This window comes from Pseudomonas sp. NFACC04-2 (genome assembly GCF_900119265.1).
GTDB lineage: Bacteria > Pseudomonadota > Gammaproteobacteria > Pseudomonadales > Pseudomonadaceae > Aquipseudomonas > Aquipseudomonas fluorescens_AA.
The window spans coordinates 53,734-79,956 of record NZ_FPJC01000023.1 but is presented as its reverse complement, the minus strand read 5'-3'; the positions used below and the strand labels follow the sequence as shown (position 1 = coordinate 79,956).

General features: G+C 53.1%; 20 protein-coding genes and 2 pseudogenes. 8 read left to right on the top strand and 14 right to left on the bottom strand.

What is annotated here, in order from left to right; genetic code table 11:
* Positions 1-130: 130 nt before the first annotated feature.
* The 3 genes from BT125_RS24020 to BT125_RS24015 form a co-directional block, all read right to left on the bottom strand.
* Complete coding sequence (locus BT125_RS24020; protein ID WP_072411090.1) at positions 131-1,372, bottom strand: hypothetical protein; 1,242 nt, start codon at positions 1,370-1,372, stop codon at positions 131-133.
* A 156-nt stretch (positions 1,373-1,528) separates the two neighbouring features.
* Positions 1,529-1,690 (bottom strand): hypothetical protein, encoded by a 162-nt coding sequence (locus BT125_RS29500; protein WP_170866867.1) that lies wholly within the window; start codon positions 1,688-1,690, stop codon positions 1,529-1,531.
* A 387-nt stretch (positions 1,691-2,077) separates the two neighbouring features.
* Positions 2,078-3,727: a hypothetical protein gene (locus tag BT125_RS24015; RefSeq protein ID WP_072411088.1), complete on the bottom strand. Its 1,650-nt coding sequence runs from the start codon at positions 3,725-3,727 to the stop codon at positions 2,078-2,080.
* Positions 3,728-4,734: 1,007 nt separating this feature from the next.
* On the opposite strand from BT125_RS24015, the gene BT125_RS24005 reads away from it, so the two are divergent.
* Positions 4,735-6,606 carry a TraI domain-containing protein gene (locus BT125_RS24005; RefSeq protein WP_083564550.1) on the top strand — a complete coding sequence of 624 codons (1,872 nt, stop codon included), beginning with the start codon at positions 4,735-4,737 and terminating at the stop codon, positions 6,604-6,606.
* 245 nt (positions 6,607-6,851) lie between these two features.
* Positions 6,852-7,169 carry a hypothetical protein gene (locus BT125_RS24000; protein WP_072411086.1) on the top strand — a complete coding sequence of 106 codons (318 nt, stop codon included), beginning with the start codon at positions 6,852-6,854 and terminating at the stop codon, positions 7,167-7,169.
* Positions 7,170-7,567: 398 nt separating this feature from the next.
* Here the strand turns inward: BT125_RS24000 and BT125_RS23995 are convergent, their stop codons facing one another.
* The 4 genes from BT125_RS23995 to BT125_RS23980 all read right to left on the bottom strand — a co-directional run bounded on the left by BT125_RS23995 (position 7,568) and on the right by BT125_RS23980 (position 10,474).
* Complete coding sequence (locus BT125_RS23995; RefSeq protein WP_072411084.1) at positions 7,568-8,305, bottom strand: hypothetical protein; 738 nt, start codon at positions 8,303-8,305, stop codon at positions 7,568-7,570.
* The gene (locus BT125_RS23990) at positions 8,298-9,122 is read right to left on the bottom strand and encodes a hypothetical protein (RefSeq protein ID WP_072411082.1); all 825 of its coding nucleotides are present in this window, start codon (positions 9,120-9,122) and stop codon (positions 8,298-8,300) included. The genes BT125_RS23995 and BT125_RS23990 overlap by 8 nt, the downstream gene beginning before the upstream one ends.
* 379 nt (positions 9,123-9,501) lie before the next feature.
* A complete protein-coding gene (locus tag BT125_RS23985) occupies positions 9,502-9,918 on the bottom strand; it encodes a hypothetical protein (protein ID WP_047598456.1) in 417 nt (138 codons plus the stop codon).
* 1 nt (position 9,919) lies between these two features.
* Positions 9,920-10,474, bottom strand: a complete 555-nt coding sequence (locus BT125_RS23980) for a Panacea domain-containing protein (protein ID WP_072411080.1) — start codon at positions 10,472-10,474, stop codon at positions 9,920-9,922.
* Between the two features lie 620 nt (positions 10,475-11,094).
* Between BT125_RS23980 and BT125_RS23975 the strand changes: the two genes are divergently transcribed.
* On the top strand, positions 11,095-12,054 hold the full coding sequence (locus BT125_RS23975; protein WP_072411078.1) for a hypothetical protein: 960 nt from the start codon (positions 11,095-11,097) through the stop codon (positions 12,052-12,054).
* Between the two features lie 213 nt (positions 12,055-12,267).
* Here the strand turns inward: BT125_RS23975 and BT125_RS23970 are convergent, their stop codons facing one another.
* The 5 genes from BT125_RS23970 to BT125_RS23950 form a co-directional block, all read right to left on the bottom strand.
* On the bottom strand, positions 12,268-13,089 hold the full coding sequence (locus BT125_RS23970; RefSeq protein ID WP_072411076.1) for an exonuclease domain-containing protein: 822 nt from the start codon (positions 13,087-13,089) through the stop codon (positions 12,268-12,270).
* Between the two features lie 266 nt (positions 13,090-13,355).
* Positions 13,356-14,345, bottom strand: coding sequence for a hypothetical protein (locus BT125_RS23965; protein WP_072411074.1), 990 nt, complete (start codon positions 14,343-14,345; stop codon positions 13,356-13,358).
* 257 nt (positions 14,346-14,602) lie between these two features.
* Positions 14,603-15,088 carry an HNH endonuclease gene (locus BT125_RS23960; protein ID WP_072411072.1) on the bottom strand — a complete coding sequence of 162 codons (486 nt, stop codon included), beginning with the start codon at positions 15,086-15,088 and terminating at the stop codon, positions 14,603-14,605.
* 882 nt (positions 15,089-15,970) lie between these two features.
* Positions 15,971-16,909: an AraC family transcriptional regulator gene (locus tag BT125_RS23955; protein WP_072411070.1), complete on the bottom strand. Its 939-nt coding sequence runs from the start codon at positions 16,907-16,909 to the stop codon at positions 15,971-15,973.
* 22 nt (positions 16,910-16,931) lie between these two features.
* Positions 16,932-17,765, bottom strand: a complete 834-nt coding sequence (locus BT125_RS23950; protein WP_072411058.1) for an oxidoreductase — start codon at positions 17,763-17,765, stop codon at positions 16,932-16,934.
* A gap of 209 nt (positions 17,766-17,974) precedes the next feature.
* Between BT125_RS23950 and BT125_RS23945 the strand changes: the two genes are divergently transcribed.
* The 3 genes from BT125_RS23945 to BT125_RS23935 all read left to right on the top strand — a co-directional run bounded on the left by BT125_RS23945 (position 17,975) and on the right by BT125_RS23935 (position 21,956).
* Complete coding sequence (locus BT125_RS23945; RefSeq protein ID WP_072411106.1) at positions 17,975-18,490, top strand: sigma-70 family RNA polymerase sigma factor; 516 nt, start codon at positions 17,975-17,977, stop codon at positions 18,488-18,490.
* Positions 18,477-19,460, top strand: coding sequence for a DUF4880 domain-containing protein (locus BT125_RS23940; RefSeq protein ID WP_072411056.1), 984 nt, complete (start codon positions 18,477-18,479; stop codon positions 19,458-19,460). Before BT125_RS23945 ends, BT125_RS23940 begins: the two co-directional genes overlap by 14 nt.
* Positions 19,461-19,583: 123 nt before the next feature.
* Positions 19,584-21,956: a TonB-dependent siderophore receptor gene (locus tag BT125_RS23935; protein ID WP_072411054.1), complete on the top strand. Its 2,373-nt coding sequence runs from the start codon at positions 19,584-19,586 to the stop codon at positions 21,954-21,956.
* 121 nt (positions 21,957-22,077) lie between these two features.
* On the opposite strand, the gene BT125_RS23930 is transcribed toward BT125_RS23935, so the two are convergent.
* Complete coding sequence (locus tag BT125_RS23930) at positions 22,078-23,559, bottom strand: hypothetical protein (protein ID WP_072411052.1); 1,482 nt, start codon at positions 23,557-23,559, stop codon at positions 22,078-22,080.
* Positions 23,560-24,044: 485 nt separating this feature from the next.
* Here BT125_RS23930 and BT125_RS23925 point away from each other — a divergent pair.
* Positions 24,045-24,316: pseudogene (locus tag BT125_RS23925) on the top strand (hypothetical protein).
* A gap of 293 nt (positions 24,317-24,609) precedes the next feature.
* Positions 24,610-25,368: pseudogene (locus BT125_RS23920) on the top strand (ABC transporter substrate-binding protein); the annotation flags it as partial.
* 21 nt (positions 25,369-25,389) lie between these two features.
* Here BT125_RS23920 and BT125_RS23915 read toward each other — a convergent pair.
* Positions 25,390-25,980: a hypothetical protein gene (locus tag BT125_RS23915; protein ID WP_072411050.1), complete on the bottom strand. Its 591-nt coding sequence runs from the start codon at positions 25,978-25,980 to the stop codon at positions 25,390-25,392.
* Between the last annotated feature and the right edge of the window lie 243 nt (positions 25,981-26,223).

Here is a 26,223-nt window from a genome sequence, read left to right as displayed (position 1 = left end):
ACATCGATGGCTACGCTTATACGCAATTCTAGTGGTGCCGTCTTTCCTAGAAGGGATGAGTATGGTTACTCAGAAAAAAGCAGGGGCCGGGCCCCCACATAGTTGTGTAAATTTTTTCACCGTCGGTTACTTACTCAGCCGGTGTGACGTCTGGTATTGGTTCCCATGGCTCCCCCTCATCGGTTCGGCCTTCGCCTGGCGCGGAGCTTCTCGGATCTGTAGCACTGGCCCTAAAATCGGCAATACTTTCTGGAAGTAAAAAACCAAGTCTTCCTGTTTTAGTATTTATCCCCATAAGGCTTTGCTCAACTATAAAGCGAATCTGCCCTGCAATTTTGTCATCGAGTTGTTGAATGATATATTCGATAAAACCTTCGATAGCAGAGTAGTCAGAGTGAATCATGCCGAAGCGTACCGACTCCATAGATGCGCCTATAGTTATACTCCAGAAATCATCGTACCGTTTAAAAAGAGGAGTGTTTCCATGGAAGTAAATATCTCCAACTGCAAGCTTGCTCACTTCGACGTTTCCGTGTAGAAGATCATTTCTTTCATTCATTAAAGAATGGAAGGCTTTACACTCACTAGAAGAATAATCGACTGCACTCTTAAATCCCAAGCAGTGCAAGTGAAGTGTCTGAACCCTTATATCGATATTCTGCCGAATCAAGCTTTTGAACAACCGATCGTTCGATTTTATCTCTGGCCGAGCTAGTACAAAAAAAACCAGGTTCACAAAGGATTCCGCTAGCACGGGCAGCATCGCTCGCAACCCAAATACTAGACCTACCGCGGCACTGTATTTAGTTCTTAGGGTACGCCATGACTCTTCCAGCTCATGGGCGTCACCACTGTTTCGAGGATGCTTTAGTCTGTCGCGCTCTGGATCTACATCCAGTGAATCTAATTGCTTGAAGTTTTGATCAACTGCTCTTTTAATTCGATGATAAGGGTTTGTGAATTGCGTCCACGTTTCGATTTCCTTACGGAACTCTGTAATTTTCTTCCCGTACTTTCCCATGTCAGTCTTTATTTGACTGATAAACATATCCTTCGTGAGGCCTTTGTCTTTAAAATTGCCTTTTAAAGCTACCTCTGTACGAAAGTTCATCCCCATAATAGATATCAATCCGTCACTGGTAGCAAAATTCCAATCCCAATGTATTAAATTATCAGAAGTGTTTTTCTTAAGTAGAGTCATCAGTCCGTTCGGATGCCCATACTTTGCATGAAGATAACAATATAGATCTACGGGTTTCATTTCATTTGTAAACTCCCAGATCATACCGTTACTTGGAAGGAGACCTCCTTTCATAATATTCATAAAGCAACCTGGAGCAACAATCTCCATGTCTAAAAAATAATCTTCCATAACGACTCCACTTTTAAAGGTCAACGTTGCGCTCAAGATTGGCACAAAAATGCCCGCGTTGCGCGGACTGACTGGAAGGATGGCGTTATATGTTTATGTCCAGGCGCAGCATCCGTTTTCGCATAGCTGCGGCTACCTCGTTAAGTTCGGCGCCAGTCAGCATCCATGCGTAGATGAAGCATCCCTAGTTTCGTAGGCACCACTGAATGATCCCTTTTGGCCGCGCACGATTTCGCCAAATTTCCCGGCTTGATGCCGCTGTTCAGCATCATCTGCCCATTTGATGGCGGCAGGCGCTTCTTGAAAAAAATCAGACATGATTTCCTATCTTAAGATGTAGCGTCTCAACAGAACAAGATAGACCATATCCTCACTTACATCCCCCCCAGGCGATAACGGAAGCTCGTGACCGGCAGCTAATGGCCGTTTTCAGCCCTTCGCGACAGGCAGAAATCGGCCAAAAGCTGCTTTTTGTGGACGGGTTATCGCCCAAGAGTTCCGGCGCTGATGTGATTTTTACCCAGCCTGCCAGAATGCATTACCCCCCCCAAAAAGTGCGAAAAATGCCGACCTTGCGGATGTCGCCAAAGGCAGAATGTGGGTCAGTGGAAACCAGCAACCGGGATCAAAATCGCTTCAGAGACGACAGACAGAAGGGCCTGCCTGTCCAGCAACGCGGCTTTCACCGCGTCGCTGGCCACTTGGTTAGAAGTTACGGCGTTGATAGCGGATCGAGTGGAAGCTCAACTCCTCGTCACCATCAAACAGCGACTCTTCCAAGGGGTTGGCCACTCCGTTGAAGGTCGGCTCGAACATTGGTCCACTGGCCTGCAACGTTGGCGCTGCCTGTAGCTGCTCGAACAGCCCTTGGACGCGCAGGACCTGCCCTTCGCGGACGGCTTTCTTCAGCAACTTCAGCGGTGGACGCTCCACCAGTTTGAGCAAGGCCGGCTCAATATCGCAGTACAACATCTGCTTGTCCCCGTCGTTTTGGATCACGCGCCGGGTGATCAGGTGGGCACTGTGAAAGACTGTCTGTTCGATACAGTTCATCGACAGGCTCAGATCAACGCTGGTGTGGTCGGCCGGCAGGTCAATGCGCATGGCGTAGTGCGCACCGAACGTAGCGTGCTCGTAGCGAATGAAATCCCCCTTGTGTACCCGTTCCAGCACTTCCATGGCAAGGTCTGGATTGTCGGTCTGCAGGGTAAGGAGCGTTTCATTGGGCTCGGGCTTGATCTCCACCCGCAATTGGCATTCCAAGGTGAAGCGGCAGGCGGGGCTGATGAATAACAGGTCACCCCAACCGTGCAGGGGCGCGCTGATCCAGCCTGCGGCCGCCGCTCCATCCAGCAATCCATTGCATAGCGCCTGGTGATAGTCTGCGTAATCCCAATACTGGTGTTGTGTTGGTTTAGACACGATCAGCATCTCGATCTGCAGCAACTGGCCACCAAGCAGAATGACTTGAGAGCAGTTATTGTCTTCCTCCGGGAACTGGATGTACTGGCGGCGCAACGGCGGGTGTATCACCGGTTCGGCGCAGGGCACGCCGAACACCAAGTACGCGTGACCTTGGTAGAGGAACGGAATGAACTCCTCCCCCTCGTCATTGTAGCGGCGCTCCTGTGGCCACTCTTTCAGGCACTGGGCGAACCACCGCGCATGCATCTGCATCCGCGCAGATTCGGGAATCAGCGGTTCCACGAAGTCTGGCAAGTCGTCCCAGTCGTCTCCACGTTGATACTCGAACAGATAGTCTCTGCTCGCTTGATACCACGGAGCGACCTCCCACATGATTTTAAGGTCGTCGCCAAAGGGCTCTGCAGTCGCCGGCTCGACGGTGATCTCTGCATCAAAGGCAAATAACCGCGGCCAGAAAATCCGGGTTCCCAACAGCAGTAGATCCTTCCCGTTAACACAGACTCGACTTTGAATCACCGTCAGTGGGTCCGGCCCCATGTCGGTGGGTAGCCACTCACTTGGCGTGATGGCTTGCAACACATCCTGCAGTGCCACCGGGTTGCCTGGTACCGCGAATACTTTCCGCAGCGCTTCACAGAGCTCTGGTAAGTTGCGGTTGGTGATGATCAGTTGGCTGACCGAGGCCGCCAACGAGCATAGATGCTTGGCCAGATATGCTGTCGCGCCTAGGGACTGGGGCAGTTCGGCCAGTTGCAGCGGACCTTGAAGAGGGGGCTCCTGTTCGAGTCGGGTACACAGATCTGCCCAATCGGCACAGCCATAGGGGCCGCGCGCTAAAACGTATTTGGCAGTGGTCAGGTCGATATCGAACAAATCGCGCAGGCGCTTGGCCTGCACTTTGATGGTTTCGCGGCGTGTAGTCGGTACCATAAGTTTCTCCGTTGCTCCCAAGGAGCGACATCGGAGACGCCCACCCGCCATCCCCGATGCCCGGAAGAGGCTCAGGTCAAGAGATTGCTGTGATGATCATGGTTCGATCCGGTTAGCTGCGGCCGGTGAGGCCTCAAGGGGTGGGCAGCCCGTCGACCATGTAGCGACGTGTGGCCAAACTAGCGCAAAAGAATTTGCGACGCAAGCTACTGGGATCACGCGCCACTGGACTGACGGAGACTTGCGCCTGCGCGCCGACACTGGCGGAGGGGAAGCCTTGCAGCGCCCAGCTCCATCTTTCCCACAAGCTCCCTGTGCAGGCGTGGCATGGGGACCATGCCGCACCTGCGCAGGGAGCCGACAAGGCCGAAGGCCGCGTCAGTCCCATAGGCAATGATATGCGTGCCCGATGACGCGCAACTCATATGAACCGGGCCGTCACTGCAAACCGCAGTGACGGCCCAGCCGACGCCCCAACATCACGGGCAAATCCTGAACCCTAAAGAGTGCGGCATACATGATGATGCCCCCATACACTGGCCCAGCTAAAACCTAAGACGACAGGTTCGAGAGTCGTCATCCCAACAGCGCAAGACTCCTGCAAGCGCTGATCCAGCAGAATGGAGTTAGCCAGGTATGCAAGGCTCTGAAAGCATACCGACCCATACCCATGGGCGGAGCCGCTTTTGTCTATCGGATTTATTCCGTCATGTGCCGCTACTGCACCGTCCAGGCAGCGGTCCTTTGCACAATGCCGACTGCTTCCACTTAACAATCCCATCCATTTCCTTGGAGTACTCATCAACACTAAAAACTAACTCATCCCGTTCCATCTCCGTCCGATCTTCCAGCAGGAAGCAAGACGGACGTCTCAGTCGAGACATCGGTGTTTCCTGAACACCATGCCCCTGCCCTTCGGGGATCTCGCCTAGCGAGTTGGCACCAACACTTACCAATGATTTTCAGGACAGAACAACACAGTCAAAGCCTGTGAGCGTGAACGGTATATGGACGATTTGACCTACAGCCTGCGACAACTTTGCCGACGCAATCGCGACGGAAGTCACAACACTCAGGCCGACCGTATCCGCTCACTGGGGCTGATCGCACGCCAACTGCGCGAGTCTGGTTTCCGGCAGATGAGAGCCCCCTCGCTTAAGGGCAAACACGTACTGGCACTGCTGGATCGCTGGCAAGGCGAAGGCCTGTCACCTGGCACCATCAAAAATCGGCTGGCGCACCTTCGATGGTGGGCTGAAAAAATCGGCAAGGCCGGCATTCTCCCCGCGGACAACACGCAACTGGGTGTGGCCAACCGGCGCTTCGTCACTAACGTCAGCAAAGCCCGGGAACTGGGAACAGACCTTGGCAAGATCACCGACGCCCATGTGCACATGAGCCTCCAGCCCACTGACAAGTCTGTATCGGCGCTTCGAAGCCAAGCACTCATCCATATTTATAAGTGCTGCTTCATGTCGTCGCCAAGCGAATACCTCCCTTCCCTCTCGACAGGAGCAATTATGTTCTCACTGTTCCATCGCAAGCTTCGGCGTGCACTCGACCCTAGGGCTGCAGCTAGCCCAACATCACCCGCCGGCCTAACCACTCCCCAATCTGCGGAATCACTCTTGGCCGCTCCCCGCAGACAAAAGTTGCTGAGGCAGATCTGGCAGTGCACCGCCATGTCCCGCCCTCAATTCGATGAACTTTATCTCGACCCAATTAGACGATACGCCGAACTGGTTCAACTTTTCCCAGCATCCGAAAGTCAGTCCCACGCTTACTCCGGTGGGATGCTGGACCATGGCCTGGAAGTAGTTACGTACGCTCTAAAAATTCGCCGATCACGATTACTGCCCCCAGGAGCTCCACCAGAAATTCAGATCATCCAAACGGAAGCGTGGAATGCCGCACTGGCATACGCCATCCTGAGTGAAAACCTTGGCAAGATTGCGATTGATCTCCAGGTCGAATATTTGGATGGCTGCGCCTGGCACCCATGGCACGGACCGCTGACTCGACCTTACCGAGTACGATACCGAAAAGACCTCGATTATCGACTGCGCGGCCCCGCATCCAGCCTGATGATCCACCAGCTATTAAGCAGCGAAATCTTGGACTGGCTTTCCGCTTTCCCTGAACTGTGGGCCTCGCTCATGGCCCGCTGGTCTGGCCATAGCGAACATACCGGCGCACTCGGCGCGATCATTATTCAAGCCGAACAAGCTTTAGTAGCCAAAACCCCTGCACAGACCGCCACGGCAACTGAGAGCCATAAGCCAGCGACCATCGCCACACAATCAGATCCATCACTGTCAGATACACCATCAACCGACTATCTCGACTCATTAACGAATCAAATCGGCAAGCTTCCCAAGTGGCCTGAAGATTCCGACTCCGGACCTATCACCGAATCTGCCCAAGAACCGTCCGAGCCAGACAAGCATGCGAAGCCAAGCGGCGAACACTTCATGGAATGGCTGATCGAAGGCGTACGCACTCACGAGATCATCATGAATGACGATCAAGCGCTGGTGCACTCCGTCGAAGACACTCTCTTCTTGGTCACTCCTGGAATATTCCAACGCTACGCGAAAGCATTCCCTCATCCCGCCTCCATCTCTAAAAGACAGGGGCAGCCTGACTGGGAATGGGTTCAAAAGCGCTTTGGAAAAATGAAACTGCACCGCATACAAACGAACGGTCGTTGCATCTGGACATATGAGCTCAGCGGTGCACGCAAAACACGTTTCTTACACGGCTATCTCTTGAAAAAACACTATGGCTTGATAAGCGACTCGTCCCTTAACAACCCGAATCTGAAATTGGTGACGCCAGGCAGCGAGAAGCCTCATACAACATTAGGAAACACTCGATAACCGGTTTCCGGATTGACAGCAAACGCCCCCAGCGGCATTTTTGCTATGCATCTCGCTGATTCGTTCAGCACCAGCCGCCAGGATCTTCAAGACGGCGCTGCGGTTCTCCGCAGGATCCTTCATATGACCGCATAGCTTCCGGCAGCGCGGACAGTCGACTTGATGTCGATGGAAGCATGACTTTCCCACCCACGACGGGCCTTTCCCGTCGTGGGGAAGGCCTTTTTTTGTTTCAGGAGGCCTTAATGAAAATGGAACTGGCGATGTATCAGGCACTGCGCGCAATCGACGTGCCTGAGCTCAAAGCTGAAGCCGTTATCCAAGCATTGGAATCTGACATGCTCACACTACTCGCTACGAAAAGTGATCTCACCAATCTAGAGCAGCGACTGACTACTGAGTTGGCTAAAGCTGATCATCGGCTGACTTCCGAGATATCTAAAATTGATCACCGGCTGACTGCAGAGATCGCTAAATCTGATCTCAAGTTATCCATTCGCATGGCTTCCATGCTCGCAGTCACAATCGGCATCTTGATCGGGGCGATGAAAGTCTTCTTATAGTTTTCCTCAGCGATTACTGGAACCATCAAAACCACCTGTCATTCGATAGGTGGTTTTTTGCGACTTCTTCAGCGGTATATGGGTACATGTGGTGAAAAGGCGGGCAGCATCAACCAGGGATTGACCAGGCTAAAGGAAGGAAGTCGGCCTGGCCCCCGCCGCTGGGGGCCGCGGATGGACAAAGGCTAGAGTCGCCGCCAGCGGCCCTTATGATTCTCGCAATAGCAGCTCTCGACCGGCCGAAGTCGGCCATAAGCAGCCCCTCACGAGAGCCCCCTTTCGGTCGAAGTCAATCATTCCAAAAATCTATGAAAGCGGGCGTGATTAAAACAACGCGCGAAAACTCTAACTTATATAGCAAGGCTTTCACATAAACATGAGGGCAAAGAGCGTGCGCATCAGTAAAGATTGTAATTAAGACCAGTTTCGATTAGGACAGCATTGAATTCTTCGTTTGACTTTAAGTAATCGGTGGATGGAAACTGCAAAAATTGCGCACTCATCATTACTAGTCGCAATAGCGCAAAATCTGTGAAATTTATAAGGGTGAGATAATGCGAGCGCCTATCTTCCAAGGAAAACCCATTAGAATCACTTAATTTCTCAGAAATCATTTTCACCATATTATAAAAGACTCTGGTAACTCCGAATATTTGATCGGTAGCATCAACATTTTCTAAGTATTCGATTGCGCGATTAACCTCAGGCGAATTTTTTCTTAAAAGCTCAATATTATCTTCAATTTTAATAATGGCATCAGCCCCATACATTATCTCTGATGAACCCTCATTTTCGAATTCAATTTTTAATGTATGCAGCGAGGCCCGCTGAGAATCAATCATGTTAAAAAGCTGTACCTCGAAGGAGCGCAGTCTTTCAGATTTTCTTGTGTTGCTTATTTCATTTCTGAGGTCTTGGTTAGCTTGATTTTGCAACGTCAATGATTTGATGAGAAGCACAAGAGAGATAAAACTAAGCATGGGGTTTAGGAGACCACCAAAGTAGTCTCCCAGCTGTCCCCAGACAGCCGGATCGTTGGATACCCCGTACCCTAGCTTAAAATGAAATTGAAGGAGGTACGAGGCGAAAACACCGAGAAGCAATAATGCAGCCGCCGCTGCGTATCTGTTAATCATTATAAAAACCTGTGACAATATATTTTACAATCTTTCCGTCTCGAAGCTTTATGGGTCTAGCAATTATTTTTAGATTCTTCCACCTGGAACTATCTATTCCATTGTTGTGATCTAGGTTTTCAGAGAACTTTTTCTTGGCCTCTAATCTAACTTCTTTATACTCAATTCCAAAACCAAAAGCCACTGTTTCGTCCGCTCCTTCAAGAAGAAGCCTGCCGTTTCCAGTGTTTATGTTTAGCCTAGTGATGCTGGCAGTAATATCTGTACTCTTATCGGACTCCGTAGCCTGTAGCGCTAAAACAGTTGACTTGTTGAAACTGGCTATAACCACTTTTTCATTCAGGCTTTTTCTGTATCTAATTTTTACATCATGATCAAATTTTGTTGAAACTTTATGAAGGTTTTCCATTGAGGAAACACGCAATTTTTTTATTAAGGCTTCGGCCGAGTCGCCTAAATCATCTACGATTTTCTGAGCTTTTGCTGAGAGGTCGGCAGACTCAAGATAAAGAGACTCCTTCATGAAGTAAGACATTAACTCGACAAATGTTGTATTGCCAATTTTCTTGTATTCTCTTTGTAATTCCTCATCAGAGATTTCAACGGCGAAAACCTGCCCATAAGAACCTTTGAAGGTTCTTTTTAGAATTGTTCTCACACTGCTAACGCCTCTATGCCTTAAGGCGACTTTTCCAGTCACAAGAGTTTCTACAATGCTCAAGGTTGCTTCGGAAGCTCCTTGTAAGGTTTCTAGGCCTGCCTTCATGTCAACTTCGTAATCTACTGTTTCAATGACAATATCAAGATTGAGCGGCATATGTATCCCTGCTTACACCATTAATATAATAGTAACCATTTCATAGAAGTAGTGACTATCAACCGAAAAAACACCCAAGCCAAATGGCAATAGGCCATGCAAATATTTATACCCTACTGGACGTTCAGGTGCACGTGGTAAAAACTTGAGGTCAAAAAGCGCCGAAATCAGAAGCGACAAAAGAATGACAGTGGTCAAAAACTGTAACCACAGCAGCGTAGATTGCTAATTAGCAGCTAGAGAATAGTCGGGACAGATCACCTATCTGTGTTGCTGACCGCTAGCCTTGGACCTGCATCGATCCTCCCGACCTGTCGCTTCTCACTGAGCCGCTAGAAACGTAGCCTCAAGCGGATCGTGCCAAGCGAGCTATGGTTGATCACGGTTGAGCCAAACTGCCGTCGATCATAGACTCTTGAGCCACGCTGATGTCATCTGAGCCCTTAGCGCAGAACTGTACATCCCGTGTGAAAGTCTCTCCCAGGTGACCGATCCTAAAAACGCCGCCGGTAGCTAACCCTTGAGTCAGATGATTCTCACTCAGCTCATAAAACTCACTCAAGCAAATCCAAGTATTCTTCTGAAAGCATTTTGAACTGGCGGGAAAGAAGAAAGCGGCAAACCTGTTGCCGCTTTGGCAGCCAAAATCATTGCGGTAGTGGTGTCCCTGAGATGTGGTTTTGGCCACTAGGACAATCCCATTTTTCAAGTTTCCCAGCACAACCAAGTACTTGTCTTTGGCTGTGCCGTCAGAAAACACGAAATCTTTATGGAGATAGATCGTCCCTGGGGTCACATTATTTCCTTAACGTAGCGACCATTTCTGCTCGATCGGCGGCGAGCCCCATAACGGCGTCCTCCTCTTGTGTACGCACAGCCATTCGGTATGGGATTTTGTGTTGCTTTAGCCCCTGAACTTCATAGATCTGATGCCAAGGCAGGTTTTCTAGGTGGGTTTCCTCCACCATTTGCTCTGCATCAGAGTTTTTAAACTGATCCGCCAGGCTTTGCATAATGCGAAGCTCACGCTTCGAAAAATGCGAAGGATCGAATTTGCTTAAAGCCTCAACTCGAAACATCTGCCCCTTTGCTATTGGAATAAATTCGAATGAGCAATTACCCTCCCAATCTTGCTGAGGAGTTTTTAGCTCCTCGAAAAGGTCGGTGGGCACCGGCCCCATTGGCCACGCGAAGTACTCAAGCCCGGTGACAGGTCGCCCGGTATCTCTAAAATGAGAAAAATCAAGGAAATACAGGAGCTTAAATAGCTTCGTCTTTCCCAGCTTTCGTGTGTTTTGCGCAAAAAACTTGACCGCTTCGATCAGTTTTTCACGTTCATGGTCTATTAGCATGGGTACAAGGATAGCTCACTGCGAGTTCTCGACTCCACTACGCCGGACAATTGGTTCTGCAACCGACTATCAACGCGAATAATGGTAGAGGTGCAGTCGCATTGGAGAAGCGATGAAAGCATGATTTTGGGGACGTAAGGGTGCCAATTCGGCGTATCGCAGCCTGGCAGGCGTTCTTAAATTATCGTTCTGAGCCAATTCAGCTGTGATTGCCTTGTGATGACATGGAACCAATTTCGAGACAGACAAATTCTGCCAGTCACTGACAGCCTTCAGGATCCTTTATAGGTCGAAAGCTCCCGAATCCGAACGCCTGCCGGCTCAAAACCGTTGTTCATGTACGGCAGTAATAGACCCAAAGCCGCCTCTCGCAGATGGCAGATTTATCCAGGTAGACATCACGAACGGACGCGTTAAGCTATTTTCAGTCATAGACACACTGCCGGTGTTTTTGTAGTCTCGGGCAAGGTCACGTCGCTTGTCTTCTTCTGCTCATGCGGCGTTTCTACCTCTTGACGCAATTGGCTCAAGAGGTTCCGAAAATTAAAATTACGCGACACAGATGGCTGATAACATCACGCCTTTTTTTCGCTCACCGATTGTTAGAGCGTCTCTAGTTAATGGATATTATTGCGACCCTTCGAGGAAAGATCAATCAAGCTGGTGCGGGTGATCATACGCTTGGACTGATGGCGATGCTCGCGCACGTAGAAGTTGCTTATAAACATTTGAAGAGGGGGCAAAGGGATACCGATGATTCGGCATTCACCGATGCAGTGTATAGAACAAATCAAGCATTCGAAGGTGGCCTCAAAGAGGCTTATGGTGTTCTAGCCAAGAAAAACCTTGATAAGGCGCGAATATTTGATATTGAGCAGTTCTTTAGCAAGTCCAATGTATTCAGGAAGAGAGTGCTGGATCAATTTACAAACTACAGACAGGAGTGGAGAAACCCATCTACTCATGATCACAAATTGGACTTCAGCGAGAGTGAAGCGTTCCTCGCCATCGTGTCGGTAACAGCGTTCTCTTGCCTTCTTGTTGACGAGATGGCCTTACAGCTGGCACGCGACCGAGAAGAGGAAGCCGCAAAATTATTGGCGCGAACGATAAAAAGCAAGTTCAATTTTGCGGAGGGGGATCTTTTGGGGCGTGTTACTGAGGCCCTTAAATCATATTTTACTCTCCGTTCCGTGGAGGAGTTGGAAAGCAACTCGTACCCTCAGTGGCTAGGGTCGGTAGCGGGTTTTTTGACCGCTATCTTTCCTGATGCAGAAGTGTTGTCTGAAGCTCAAATTGGCGGGGAAAAAAGGAAGCTTGTTGCAGACGTCCTAGTGAAGAGTAGTGGTCAGTCAGTAGTTGTGGAGATCAAGAATAGAGTAAATATTCGCACATACGAATCGATGCTAATTCAGCTTGAGAGCGTGATCGCCAGTTCCGGGCATCGAGACGGAATCGTTTTCTATCTCCCAACAATGGTTACTTCTGGGCAGGTATTTGAACAAGATAGACTTTTCAACGGCGGAGAAGGCCGTCTTAAAGTGCTCAGCGCGGTCCCCCTAAAAAAGCGTTTCGAGTGATATGTATTTTGCATCAGAACGTCGCCATTACATGCTACAAATCGATAAAAATACATATCAGCGTTAATCGAAAAGCGGCCTTACGGAGCGGCCGCTCTCGGCCTATCATGACGGATAAGGCTCAGGCAGGGAGGGCTATTACAGCAATCTAACCCGGTAGTTGCGACTCACCCACCAAGTTTAGATCGGCTGTAGTAGGGCTTGAAAATCGCTTTAGCCCAAGATTCGAATTTTTTGCCCTTTTGAAATAAGTTCTTCAGCTTTTCTATGCTTAGAACTCCGCTCCATACCCGCCAATCTGCTTATGTCTTGGTCCCCTACAACGAGGAGGGTGGTGTGCTTGGTCACGCCTAAACCTACATCGCATCCAGCGGCTGCCGCCATATCTGCGGCATGCTGCCGAGGAATGGAAAGAGTGCCGGTGAACACGACAACATTACCCGAGAGCACGCCCTCAAGGCATGCAACCCGCGCTATGGAAGACACTGAATCGGGATTTAATGGCTGGTTAACCAGAGAGCACCACTCAGCAACTGTTGAGCCGGTGTCAGCGATTGCGCGGAGCAATATTTCCCCCGCAGCTCGGGCATCCTCGACAGCATCGTGATGCTCAAAAGCGATCCCAAAATGTGATGCTAAATTCTTAAGGCCGTAGCCAGACTGGGAAAACTGACTCCAAGCCCTACGTGCCACACGAGAGGTGTCGAGCCAGGAACAATCAAAAACCGGAAGGCCAGCACTTTGATTAGCTCGGAAGGTGGCTGTTCGATCAAAGGGAGTATGGCTAACAACAATCTTCCCGGCGACGAATGGCAAAACTTGCTGGTAGACCTCAGCCCAGTATGGCGCTGCCGAAATCATGTTTTCGTCGATCCCATGAACAGATACGTTCATGGGATGAAAATAATCATTAGGATTGACCAATGAGCCCCATGAGTTATGAAGCTTTCCGCTTCGAAAAACCACGACACCAATCTGACAAATGCTCGCCAGGTTCGGATTTGAGGTCTCAACGTCAATGACTGTGAAATCCATTTTGCCTCCGAAAATGTCGTACGGACTTACCGATTTCAGAACCCAGGGTGTCTAAGCGCAAGTTTAAGAGTTACGCCCTTCTAGATTCGAACGCAACATTGGTGACGCTACCCATTTGCCATCACAACGTCCAGCGTCCGTTGTTGGCCGTTAGCTGTCCTCCAAGAAGGGCAGCTTTGGGTCGATTGCCGCCTGTCGGGGAGGGCTGAAATCGATCCAAACATTCATTTTCTCGATAAAAAAATAGTATTGGCAGTGGTTGACGGCTAATGAGCGATCGCTTGGTATTCGAGTGGCAGTCCAAATGTGTCGCGCAAATACTCTATATATCTGATCTCTTCTGCGCTTGCCACGGTTGAGCCTACTACAACTAATTTCGTGGCGCGCTGATGGCCAGGCCAGTATGAATACTCCAATATTTGACCCAATGCCTGTCGAATACAAGCTCTTGCAGTGGATGCGGTCTTTATTTCATAGAACCAATAGCTCTCTCCTTGTTTAACTACAAGGTCTATGCTGATTCCGCTTGCATATATTTCGGTGCCGACGTTTTCCTCTCCGTATATATTTGAAAGTTCACTATAGAGATTACTCTGATAATCGTTATGCCTTAGTTGAATATCCAGCTCTTTTTGAGTTAGCAGCCCTGAAGTTACTGATCGTCTTTTTGTGCAGCCCGCAATGAACCTGAAATCGAAAAGCTTCTCTTTGATAGCTGTACGGGGGTTACCACCCTCCGTGAAAAAATAGATGGGAAGCAGCCGATCAAAGGTTTCCAATATCAGGCCATAATCAATTTTGCTTTTCTCCAACCTCCCTCCAAGAAATATAAAAACACCTTCTCTTACTCGTTCTTGAGGAATAGACGAAGGCATGTATTCAGTGCTTCGACCATCGCCTTCGTAGTGCCACATTCGCAAGTCTGAAAAATTCTCGCAATATTCGTTAAGATACTCATTGAATAGCGCTATTTTGGGGGTCAGTATCTCTATGCTCGGAAGGGACCGGCTGCACTCAAGGGAAAAGGCGACCCCGTATCTGAGGAAGTCCCCCTCAATACCGATGTTAAATTGAAGTTCTTTCCTGCCTCCATAATGCCATCCCCACTCTTCAAATACTGTTCTTTTATCGAATAGTTGATTGGATGAAAGCCTCGAATGGTTATTTATTTTTTTTCGAATATTCTGTAGCTTGCCAATTTCATATGCTTTTGACTTTTTGTTAATTTCCGCTGCTACATGTGCCAAAAAATGCATCAAACAGCTCCCTGTAGGTGATTGATCCGAACTGAGCCAGTTCTTTAACTGTGCAGGCCAATATACGATTTTAAACGAATAAGCACGACATGCCTAAGGAATCGACATAGAGACAAAAACCATTGTTGAGCATTCATAATTGCAGGCTATCGTTTAGCCAGTAGGATGTCCATCGAACCTCTGGCCGATTGCTGCTTGTCGCGAAAGACTGACAATGAGCCGCACCTGCCATTTTGTGAATGCGTCAGTGGGAATTGTTAGGTTTTTTTGGTTATAAGTGCTTTAAGTTGGGCAACCGTGAGCCAAGGCCTTGAGCGATGGAGTATTCTATGGCAATTAGAACACACCATTGCAATATCAGTGATTTTGGTTTTTTGTGAGGACTGCATCTCGCTGATAGGTACTATATGGTGAGCTTCGATGTAATCACTACCTCTTTTGCCATAGACCTTTTCAAAGTCAAAGTTACAGGCCTCGCAGGAAAGGCGCTTATTTGATTTTTTATAAGCCTCCTTCGCCGACTTAACTAGAGCTGCATTTCGCTCGCGAGCTGTATGTTTCCTTTCAACTATTTTCCCCTCAGGAAAGCCTTCTTGAGAAATTTTATTGCTTGTGAAATCTGTGCCCTCTAGGGATAGGCTCCATAACTTTCTTTTTTTATTGAATGGTGATACGCCTAAATCACTGCAATATTTAAGATATTTCTTTTCTAGCCTGTCGTCCTGTGCTAACTTTCCAAGCACTTTAGTGATGGCCGGATTCGTTTCTTTTCCGTCTTTCTTTCGCTGAATGTGAGCGTGAATTGTATTTTTTTATAGCCGATATAGCGACTAGGAGAAAATCGAAGTTCATTTTCGGTCTCGTATGCGATAAAGCAACTGCCCTTTCGAATCAATTCTGAACAGAATAGCTGCTCTTCATCGCTGCCTTCGCAAAGGTAGTCTTCGAAAAGCTGTAAGTTTTCTTCGATTTCAGTTATTGACGTCACAACAGTCATAATCGCTCTCGAGATGGACGGGACATTGGGTAGCACAAGCGCGGCATGCTTATGGAAATCGGCAACAATTTAACGCGCGAATTTAAGCTACCAATTTGCCACTAGTCTGTCCACCGACTGCTATTGGTCGTGAGCGGACGAAGTCGAACGTCGACGACTGTGCCATTTACGCTCTGTCATCCAAGTGCCGTTGCGCAGGCCTACTTCAGGGCTACGGAGACACAAAATTAGTTTTTCACAGGGAATGCCATTCGAGTCATCATTGGTACACAGATGTCCCCTTGAGCAAGGTATTCCATAAAGTATTCCAACAAAAACAATCCAACTGAATTTATCTTGGGAAATCAGCTAGATACCCGATCAATTCAGATTACCCCGGCCCACCATTTCAACGAAAAAAGACGTCCACGGACGTCTTCTTTTGTGCCTGAAAATCCACTGAAACAATGGCTTCACCCCCCTTCAGCTATCACAAGAGCATTTCCAGTTCCGCTCATTAAATCCCCACCTCCCTAGCACCAATACCTGGAATACCAACCAGCGCCAAAGGCAGCGCTCCCACCTGCTCCAGCCATGTACCGGCCTGAGCGTCAGCTAACCCAGACAAAAAGACCAGCAACCGCCACCCCTAATGCGACGACACATAGATGGACGGCCCGGCAGGCGCCGGCAACGCATAAGTCGCCTTCATCCATTCAATCTCCGCCTGTGGCGTTCGGCCGAACAGGCGCTTGAACTCGCGGCTGAATTGCGAGGCGCTTTCATAGCCGACGTTGAACGCCGCCGTCGAGGCGCTCATGGTGTTGCGCAGCATCAATAATCGCGCTTGGTGCAGGCGTGTCGATTTCAAGTACTGCATGGGCGTGGAGTCCGTCACGCTGCGAAAGTGCAGGTGAAAGTTGGGGATGCTCATGTTGGCTTCGTGGGCGAGTGTTTCGACGTCCAGATGCTCGTGGTAGCAGCTGTGGATCTTGCGTATCGCCCGGGTGATCTTGCCGAAGTGCCCCTGGCGACTGAGCGCGGCGCGCATCGAGCCTCCCTGCTCGCCGGTCAGGATCCGGTAGTAGATTTCCCGTATCAGCGAAGGTCCCAGGATCTGCCCTTCGCCCGGGCGACTCATGGCCTCCAGAAAACGCAGCGTCGAGGTGCGCAGCAAGTCGTCCATGGGCGAGGCGTACATGCCTTTGGGTTGTGCATCGCTGGGGCCCAGGGTTTCGTCCACTTGCAACATCAACTCGCTGGCCAGTTGCAGGTCCAGGCGCATGTAGACCGCCAGCATGGGTTCCGCGGCGCTGGCGTCGGTCTTCATGGTGAAAGGAACCGGGACAGACACCACCAGGTAATGCTGGGCGTCGTAGACATAGACGTCGTCGCCCAGGTAGCCACGCTTGCGCCCCTGGCACAGGATCACGATGCCGGGCTCATACAACACCGGCGTACGCGTCAGCGGTCGGTTCGACCGCAGAAAACGGATGTCCTCCAGCGCACTGAGGTTGTAGCCCTCTACCGGTGCGAGCTTTTCCATCAACCGCACCATGCGCGCGGTGCAGGCATCAACCTGGGTCATTGACGAGCCTCTTGCTTGCCATTCAATCGTCCGTCGAACGGCTCAGCGCTTCCCATTGATCGATCTCCCTGGCAACACGGCTCAGCTTGTCACGCACCAGGCTGAGGGCATCACTGCCCAGCAGCAAGTGGGCCGGCGGTGTCGGGCTGTCGATCAGTTGCAACATCGCTCGGGCCGCCTTCTGTGGGTTACCCGGCTGCTTGCCGCTTTTCTCTTCCCGCGCCTTGCGTATCGGGTCGAAACTGGCGTCGTAGTCGGCAATGCTTCGCGGGGTGCGTTGCATCGAACGTCCCGCCCAGTCGGTGCGAAACGAGCCCGGTGCCACGGCGGTCACGAAGATGTTGAACGGCAGCAATTCCTTGCTCAGCGTATCGGAGATACCTTCCAGCGCAAACTTGCTCGCGCAGTAGTAGGCAATGCCCGGCATGGTGATGGTGCCGCCCATGGAGGTGATGTTGAGGATATGTCCGGCGCGGCGCTCGCGGAAATAGGGCACGAAGGCCTTGGTCACCGCCACCGCGCCGAACACGTTGACGTCGAACTGGCGGCGCATCTCCTCCAACGGCGACTCTTCGAAGATGCCCTCATGGCCATAGCCGGCATTGTTGACCAGCACGTCGACCGGGCCATGGCTGGCTTGTATGGCGGCGACGACGCTGTCGATCCGCTCGAAGTCGGTGACATCCAGGAGCACACCATGGGCCTGATACGGGGACAGTGCCTCGAAAGCCTGCAATGCCGCGTCACTGCGCACGGTGCCGATCACCCGATGGCCCGCCGCAAGCGCTTCCCGCGCCAGGGCATTGCCCAGGCCGCTGCTGACGCCGGTGATGAATAGGGTTTTTCTGCTGCTCATGGTGAGCCTCCAATCAAGTGGGAACGAGGCCATGCTAGCGACGCAGAACCTCGACACCTATGCCGGTTTGCCTTGCAGCATTGCCTATTCCTATCAGGACTCGGATACCAGGCCCCGTCTCGCGCATCGGCTCCCACACATTTGCACTGACGTCAGCCGCCTGAATATAATGCGAGTCATTATCAATTATGTATGTTTCCGGGATGCTGATGCGCAGCAACGACACACTGGGCAATGCCGACCTCACCCTGCTCTATCGCAGCCACCATTCCTGGTTGCACAGCTGGCTGAGCCGGCGCATCGGCTGTCACGAAAGCGCGGCGGACCTGGCGCAGGACACGTTTGTACGTCTGCTCAAATCGCGTCAATTGAGCCCCTTGCGCGAACCCCGGGCTTATCTGAGCAGCATCGCCCGTGGGCTGATGATCGATCGGTATCGCCGTCGCGAGCTCGAACGCGCCTACTTCGAGAGCCTCGCGCTGCTCCCTCCACAAGCGGCCCCCTCTGAAGAAGAACGCTTGCTGATTCTTGACAGCCTCGAGCGGATCGACCGCCTACTGGACCTGCTCAAGCCAAGGGTGCGCGAGGCGTTTCTGTTGGCCCAGCTCGACGGTTGGACATGCCAGCAAATAGCCGAAAAACTGGGTGTTTCCCGCTCCACGGTGGAACGCGACTTGGCCAAGGCCCTGCAACACTGCTATCGCTCGCGTTATGCCGAACAGTGAAGCGCAAGCGCTGGATCCGGCGGTGGTCGATCAGGCGATCCACTGGCTGGTACGCCTACGCTTCAATCCTGCCGATGAGCAAACCCAGCGCAGTTTCGAGCACTGGCTGCAGCAGCGTCCGGAACATCGGTTAGCGTGGCAGCGTGTGGAAGCGCTTGGCGATGACTTCGCGGGCGTGCCACCTGATTTGGCCCGGCACACCCTCAAGGGCGCCCGCTCAGGCCTGCATCGGCGCCAAAGCCTCAAGCTACTGGGTGCATTGGCCACCTTGGGTGGTGCGACCTGGCTGGGCCGCGACTACACGCCGCTGCCGGCCATGCTTGCCCAGCAGCACAGTAAGACCGGCGAGCGAAAGCGCTTCCAGCTCGATGATGGCAGCCTTATCCAGCTCAACAGCGACAGTGCGGTCGACAGCTATTTCAATGCACAGCGGCGCCTGATCGTTCTGCGACGCGGCGAAATCATCGTGAACACCGATGCGGACGCAGGCTCGGCTCAACCGCGTCCGTTCTGGGTGCAAACGCGCGACGGATTGATCAGCACTTTGGATGCCCGGTTCCTCGCGTATGAGCGTGACGACGGGACCCTCATCTCGGTGCAGCGCGGCGCAGTCAGCGTATTTCCTGGATCCACTCAAACCCTTGCGGATAACAACACGGTCCAGGCCGGCAATCAGCGGCTGTTCACCTCAAATGGCGTTCGTGAATTCAAGGATAACGGCCTGGATGTATGGAGCTGGAGCGACGGAGTGATCAGCGCACGCAATATGCGCCTCGGTGATTTCATCGGGGCCTTGTCGCGCTATCGCCCTGGCCTGTTGCGCTGCGCCGAAGATATCTCGGGCCTGCGGGTTTCCGGCACCTTTCAACTTGCCGACACCGACCAGGTATTGGCATTGGTTGCGCAGTCACTGCACCTGCGGATCGATTATCGAACCCAATATTGGGTGACGTTGAGCGCCGCCAGCTAAGTGTTTTCTTCGCCGCCTATCAATATCAAATAAAAATGAGGTGATTTCTCATTCTCGTTCGGCATGTAAGAAAAGGCCGACCTACAGGCCGATCTGCCGATCCCCTTTCCACGGAGCGAGTTAATGAGTGCGTCCCCGGTTCCCCAGCGTCATCGACTGAATCGTGCCATCCACGGTGCGGTCTTCGGCGTCATCGTCAGCAGCTATGCGCTACCCACCCTGGCGCAGCCCTCGACCGTTGAGCAGACCCACCCGGTGCACCAGTGGAATATTCCCGCCGGTCCCCTGGCACCGGCGCTTGACCGCTTTGCCCGCGAGGCGGGTATCAGTCTTTCCTTCGATGCTTCAAGCGTAGCGAACCGCAATACCCGGGGCGTGAGCGGCACACTCGATACGCCCGAAGCGCTGTCGTCGTTGTTGCAGGGGAGCGACATAGCGATACAGCAGCAAGGCCCGAACGCTTACTTGCTGACGCCGCAAACCAAGGCGGACGGCGAACTCGAGGACTATCGCCTCGCGCCCATCCTCGTCAACGCCAAGGCCAGGGTAGACGGAACCGAAGACCCCAACTCGGTGGTTGCCCAGGAACTCTGGGTCGGCGGCAAGGTGGCCACCAGCATCCTCAACACGCCCGCCTCGGTTTCCGTGGTCACCGACAAGGAAATGAAGCAACGCAGCGCGAGCACGACCGAAGAACTGTTGCAATACACGCCCGGGGTCATTACCGACTATTACGGCACTGACGACCGCAACGATTACTTCCAGATCCGCGGCTTCCAGGCCACGACCTATCGGGACGGCCTGACCCTGGGTTCGATGCGCGGTGTGCGCGAAGAGCCTTTCGCCTATGAGCGCGTTGAAGTAATACGCGGGGCCAACTCGACGCTGTTCGGTCCGGCCGACCCGGGCGGCTCGGTGAACTTTGTCAGCAAGAAGCCGCGCTTCGACAAGTTTGGCCAGGGCTACGTCACCTACGGTTCTTTCGACCATGTCGAAACCGGTATCGATGTCGGGGACGCGCTGAACGAAAACAAAACCGTAGCCGGTCGCTTCACGGCAAAGATGCAAGACAGCGATCGCGAGTACGACCACTCGCGGGACGACAACAAGTTCTTGATGGGCGGCCTGACCTGGTCACCCACGGACTTCACCTCGGCCTCGGTGATCGTGGACTATCTGAAAACCCAGAGCTCGCCCAACAGCGGCGGTTACCCACTGGACAAGGAATACGACCGTGACAAGTTCTACGGCGAGCCCAGCTACAACTTCCACGATGTCGAACGCACCAACATCAGCGGCACCTTCAGCCATGATTTCGACAATGGCTTCGTGTTGCGCAGCAACCTGCGCTACAGCGAACTGACCGATGATTTCGGCTATGTGTTCCTCAGCGACTCCCCTACCCGCACCGGCACCACGGTCCCGCGTTACATCTTTGGCACTGACAGCGACGCCGAGCAACTGAACGGCAACTTGATGCTGCAATACGATGCCCGCTTCGAAAACATCGACAGCAGTACGCTGGTGGGCGTCGAGTATGGCGACTCTTCAACCGAGGAACGCTCCGTATATGCCACCACAGGCTCCATCGACCTGGCCAACCCCGTGTTCACGGGTGTGCCCAGCGGCGTAGCGCCCTATAGCAACGACAAGCTCGACACAAAAACCAAGGCCGTGTTCCTGCAGCAGAACCTGTCCTTCTATGAGCGCTTTATCGTCACCGCCGGTGTGCGCAACGACTCGCTGGATCTGTCCAGTACCGACATCAACAACGTAAAAGAGTCGGATAACTTCTCCGAAACCTCCTATCGCGGCGCACTGACCTATATCGTCAACGACGAAGTGTCCACCTACGTCAGCATGGTCGAGTCGGTGTCGCCACCCACGGTCGGCGTGGTCCCCAAGACAGGCAGGCAGTATGAAGTGGGGGTGAAATATGCGCCCATCGGCATGGACGCGCTGTTCTCGGCGGCCGTCTACGACCTGACCCAGGAAAATGTCAGCATCGCCGTCGTACTGCCCAGCGGTGTCATCGAGCAGCAAACCGTTGGCGAATCACGGGTACGCGGCCTGGACCTGGAAGCCAAGGCTGAGCTCACCCCTAACCTGAGCCTGGTGGGTGGCTACTCTTATATGGAGTCCGAAGTGTTGCGCGGTACTTTGTACGACGGCAGTTCACTCAAAGGGAATGAGTTCGCCACGGCCCCCAAACACTCCGCGTCGCTGTGGAGCTATTACAACATCCCCGACACCGATGTCAGCGTTGGCCTGGGTGCACGTTATGTGGGCTCCTATTACTTCGACGCGGCCAACACCGGCACCAGCGATGGCACGACGCTCTTCGATGCGGCCTTCAACTACAAACTCTTCAAAGGCACTGACCTGGCGGTTAACGTCAGTAACTTGCTAGATGAGCAACATGTGGTTGGTTCGGGGACTGCGAACTACTACAACCCGGGCCGCGAAGTCACGGCGAAGTTGAGTTACAACTGGTAAAAGCTGGCCGTTCATGATTGGGGCTCGGCCTGATGTGGGTCAGTCATTGAACGGCGTAAACCTGTGGGAGCACAACTTGCTCCCACAGGTTTGAACCTACAGAGCCAGACTGCGGCGAGCATCAAATACCCGGGCCGCTGACGCGAGCCGGCAACCTGGCCAACCGATCCCAACCCTCGGCACTGATCCCGGAACAGTTCAGCAACGCCAATGTGTGCAGTGGCAATTGCTCCAACACCGGCACTGCGGCTGAGGTAATCCGCGATTCCCCGGGATCTGCTGAGATCGTCAGATCACTCAACGGCAGCCGAGCGAGGTGGGCCACTCCGGCGTCGGTGAGCCAAGGGCTGTCATACAAACCCAGGCGCCGCAGCGGCAGATCGCGCAGGCAGGCCAGGTCAGCATCGCGCAGATCCAGGCCGCTTATTTCAAGTTGCTCCAGCGGCAAGCCCAGCTCGACGAGCTTGCGCAGAACCTTGCCATCGACACCGCGACAGAAGCTGAGATTCAGCCGCTTCAGTGGCAGGCCGGCCAGCTGTTTCAGTTCCTTCCAAATTAGGTCGTTCAATGACAGGTCAAGGGACTCCAACTCCAAACCACGTAGATCGCTCAACGTATCTGCATCAATGCCTTGTACATCGGAGAGCCCCAGGCGCTTGAGTGGAAACCCGTGCAGCACATCGAGCCGCTCAATTGTTTGACGTGAAGATTTGAGATTCAGGTCGGCGAGTGGCATGCCTTCCAATATCTCAAGGTCGCCCTCGCAAACATACGAAGAGGGAAGCGAGAGCCGTTCGATGGGCAGACCCACAATAGCGTGCAGCGTGGCGTCCGTTGCGTAACATTGATCCAGGCTCAGGGAGCGCAACGCGCTCAGGTGGGAGAGCCATGCAGGGTCCTTCAGGATTGCGCTGCTCCAGCCGAGGGACAGTTGCTCAAGGGGGTGACTGCCTAAGTGCGCCATCCCACGGGACGTCAGCTCGCCGACGCGTTCCAGCGTGAGTGATCGCAATCTGAGGTTTGACAGCCCGAGAAGGCCATCGTCGGTGACGTCATCGCAACGGTTCAACGACAACTCCTGCAGCGGGCTATTGCCGAGGTGTTGAAGGATTTTGTCGTCGAAGTCTTCACCGTAGGTGCTTAACTTCAGCCGGCGCAGCCGTTCGAGGGAAGGCAGGCTGGTGGCGTTATCGTCGCGGGAGAATCCGCTGATTTCCAGGTTCTCGAGAGCGAGGCCTGGGAAGCGTTGCCATACACTTTGATCGCAGCTGAAACGTGGGCTGTTGAGCACCAGCGTGCGTAAAGGCAGCCCAGCCAGGGCGTCGCACCACGCCGGCTCGGCGTTATCCAACTCCAAATGATCGACCGGCAGGTTGCGAAGCTGCGCCAGCAATGGTCCGGGGCGGTTGGCATGTGCTGTGGTGTTCAACTGAGTAATGACGATGTTAGCGGCCGGATCGCACAGGCCTGCGGCGAGGCGTACGCCGTCCAATGAAACCTCGGCGGTGTCGAGCAGATCGCGGTACAGCGCGGCACGTGTGGTGATGTCATCGGGGTGGGTGGCGAGTTGGGTGGTCAGCGCGTTGCGGGTGGGGTTGTGCACGGTTTGTGAGTCCGAAGTGGGCGAGCGCTGGGCAGGCTGCGAAAGAGAAAAGTGGCCATAAGGGAAGCACAAAAAAGAGCCTTGCTGAAGAGGATGTTGAGACGGAAAACGAGGTACCCCGGCCTTGTTCCGAATTACAGATTTCTAGCAGAAGATCAACGACGGCGCCCCTCAGGACAACTCACCCACCTAAAGGCTGTACAAATCCCCTGTGGCGAGGGAGCTTGCTCCCGCTGGGCTGCGCAGCAGCCCCCCTCTATGAACGCTCCGCACCCAAACGGAAGCAAACACCTCGCCGCCGACAGCCCAACCCCACGTAACGAATACCACCACAGACAGGCTAAACGTCCTACATCAAGCTCGGAAAGCGGCGTCTTGTAGCACCCGGACAAGGCGGCCTATATTCCGTCGTCGTCCTAATGGCGACTCGGGTTTGGCGACTCGATTAACGAGGTAGCTCCTTTCAATTGAATGAGGTACTACCGATGAAACGATACATGCCCATCACCGGCATCGATTGCATCCCCGCCACCCTGCTCATCGACACCGAAGCCCCGCTCGACGTCCTCTTCGAAACCGCCGACTACCGCATCCGTACCGTGACTCAACTGCTGGAAAACATCGCATTCCGCTCGGAAATCAGCTCCGACACGCTGGTGCTCTCCGACCTTTGCAAATGCTGACGATATCGCTGCGCGATGGGTGTGATGTGATGGATGTGATTGGGAGGCGGTTGCGGGCGCAGGCGGCTGAGTAAATGAAAACGGGCGACCTTTGTCCCGACCCTCGGGGCGACTACATCCATCTGCTGCGATGAGCTGTGGCGCAGTTCGTCAAGAACTGCGCCACATATTTATCCGACAATGGCGCAGTTCTGGGAACTGCGCCAAATTGCGCCAAAATCTTCTCAACAGCGCCAACACAAACATGCCTTCGACCACTGACATACCGCAAAAAAGGGGACAGATTTATTTTAGAACACACCGAGCAAGCTAATAAGCCTGCCCTCTCTGCATCTCATAAAATAAATCTGTCCCCTTTTTCTTTCGGAAGAAAGATCCCAACCTGGTCGTACACATGGATCCCTCCACCCGTGAGGATCATCTGCTGATCAACCATGAGCACGGCCTGCTGGGCAAGCCTGAAGTACGTCAGGCCCTGGACCTTGCGATCAACAAGAAATCCCTGGTCGATACCGTGACCTTCGGCCATGGCCAGGTGGCTTATTCCTACATTCCTAAAGGAGCGCTTTATCACAATGCCGATAACCTGCAGCGCCCGTACGACCCGGAAAAAGCCAAAAAAATGCTGGCAGATGCAGGCGCCTCAGGCCTGAAGCTCAACTATGTGGTCAATGCGGGCAATGAAGCCGACGAGCAGATCGCCGTGCTGGTCCAGCAACAGCTCGCAGCAGTCGGCGTGACAGCCACCTTGCAGAAAGTCGACCCAACCCAGAGTTGGCAAATGCTGATCGACGGCGATTACGATCTGTCCGTGATGTACTGGACCAACGACATCCTCGACCCGGACCAGAAGACCACCTTCGTGCCGGGACATGACACCAACATGAATTACATGACCCGCTACAAGAACGACAAGGTCAAGGATCTGGTCGCGGCCGCGCGGGTAGAAGTGGACCCGACCAAGCGCAAGCAGATGTATACCGACCTTCAGGCAATCGCCAAGCAGGACGTCAACTGGATCGATCTCTACTACAGCCCGTACATCAATATTTCGCGCAAGAACATCGAGCACTTCCAACAAAACCCACTGGGACGCTTCTCTCTTGAGGAAACAGTGAAGCGCTAGCGAGTAGTGGCAACGCCTTGATCACGAATCGAGGCTTGCCACTTGATGGCCGAGCAACATCGGCCGCTCCCCGGTCATCTCACACAGCAGCGCTGTGACGGCGTCCCCTTCAACCGTGCCATGCTCTTGCAGAAAGCCCGCCACGGCGCTGACCGCCGGCCAGTAACGGTGCACCAGGCAACTGCAACGCGCGATGGCCTGGGCTTGGGCGTCGAGCAGCTTGCGCGGTGGCAGCAGGCTGATCAGCTCGTGCCCCCGTTCCAGGTCACCCCGGCCGCTGCCCCTGATCAGCCGGTCGGACCTGCGGTGCCGGTAGACCGCCTCGGCCACTGGCCCGGCGAAGCAATGGAGCAGGTCACGCTCGATGGCATCGATCATCGAGGGCAGGTATTCAGCGATCCCCGGCGCGTCGAAGGCCGGACGCGAAACAAGGTAGTCGGCTTCGACCAACCCTTCTGCGTACTGCGGGTTGCCGCGCAGGTCGAACAGAGGCCCCGCGCAGGCTTCGACCTTGGTGCGCACGCTGATGCGCTTTATAGGTAGGCCATTCCACCAGAAGGCCAGGGCATGACCCGCTTCGTGGAAGGCCGTGCTGCGCGGGCATTTGTTCATGATGGGGTCCGTCACGGCAGGCGCCCTTCCTATCATCTGCCTCCCCCCCGGGCGCCGATAAAAGATTACTCCTATCGACCGTTAATACTGCGCCTATTAGCTATCTGGCAAAGGGGGACTAGCCTGAATTCAGGCTGGTGCAATCCGGCCCGTGAAACCTGACAAGAGATAGGAAGCGTTCAGAAACGTACTGGGCTTGCCGTGTGCCACCGTACTGGCAATTAGAGGTTGTCGCGTGGCCAA

Coding starts and splice junctions, on each gene's coding strand:
- BT125_RS24005 (WP_083564550.1), top strand. CDS start 4,735: ATGGACGATTTGACCTACAGCCTGCGACAACTTTGCCGACGCAATCGC.
- BT125_RS23980 (WP_072411080.1), bottom strand. CDS start 10,474: ATGCTAATAGACCATGAACGTGAAAAACTGATCGAAGCGGTCAAGTTT.
- BT125_RS23955 (WP_072411070.1), bottom strand. CDS start 16,909: ATGACCCAGGTTGATGCCTGCACCGCGCGCATGGTGCGGTTGATGGAA.
- BT125_RS24020 (WP_072411090.1), bottom strand. CDS start 1,372: ATGGAAGATTATTTTTTAGACATGGAGATTGTTGCTCCAGGTTGCTTT.
- BT125_RS23970 (WP_072411076.1), bottom strand. CDS start 13,089: ATGGATTTCACAGTCATTGACGTTGAGACCTCAAATCCGAACCTGGCG.
- BT125_RS24015 (WP_072411088.1), bottom strand. CDS start 3,727: ATGGTACCGACTACACGCCGCGAAACCATCAAAGTGCAGGCCAAGCGC.
- BT125_RS23940 (WP_072411056.1), top strand. CDS start 18,477: ATGCCGAACAGTGAAGCGCAAGCGCTGGATCCGGCGGTGGTCGATCAG.
- BT125_RS24000 (WP_072411086.1), top strand. CDS start 6,852: ATGAAAATGGAACTGGCGATGTATCAGGCACTGCGCGCAATCGACGTG.
- BT125_RS29500 (WP_170866867.1), bottom strand. CDS start 1,690: ATGTCTGATTTTTTTCAAGAAGCGCCTGCCGCCATCAAATGGGCAGAT.
- BT125_RS23995 (WP_072411084.1), bottom strand. CDS start 8,305: ATGATTAACAGATACGCAGCGGCGGCTGCATTATTGCTTCTCGGTGTT.
- BT125_RS23915 (WP_072411050.1), bottom strand. CDS start 25,980: ATGAACAAATGCCCGCGCAGCACGGCCTTCCACGAAGCGGGTCATGCC.
- BT125_RS23975 (WP_072411078.1), top strand. CDS start 11,095: ATGGATATTATTGCGACCCTTCGAGGAAAGATCAATCAAGCTGGTGCG.
- BT125_RS23945 (WP_072411106.1), top strand. CDS start 17,975: ATGCGCAGCAACGACACACTGGGCAATGCCGACCTCACCCTGCTCTAT.
- BT125_RS23990 (WP_072411082.1), bottom strand. CDS start 9,122: ATGCCGCTCAATCTTGATATTGTCATTGAAACAGTAGATTACGAAGTT.
- BT125_RS23935 (WP_072411054.1), top strand. CDS start 19,584: ATGAGTGCGTCCCCGGTTCCCCAGCGTCATCGACTGAATCGTGCCATC.
- BT125_RS23950 (WP_072411058.1), bottom strand. CDS start 17,765: ATGAGCAGCAGAAAAACCCTATTCATCACCGGCGTCAGCAGCGGCCTG.
- BT125_RS23965 (WP_072411074.1), bottom strand. CDS start 14,345: ATGCATTTTTTGGCACATGTAGCAGCGGAAATTAACAAAAAGTCAAAA.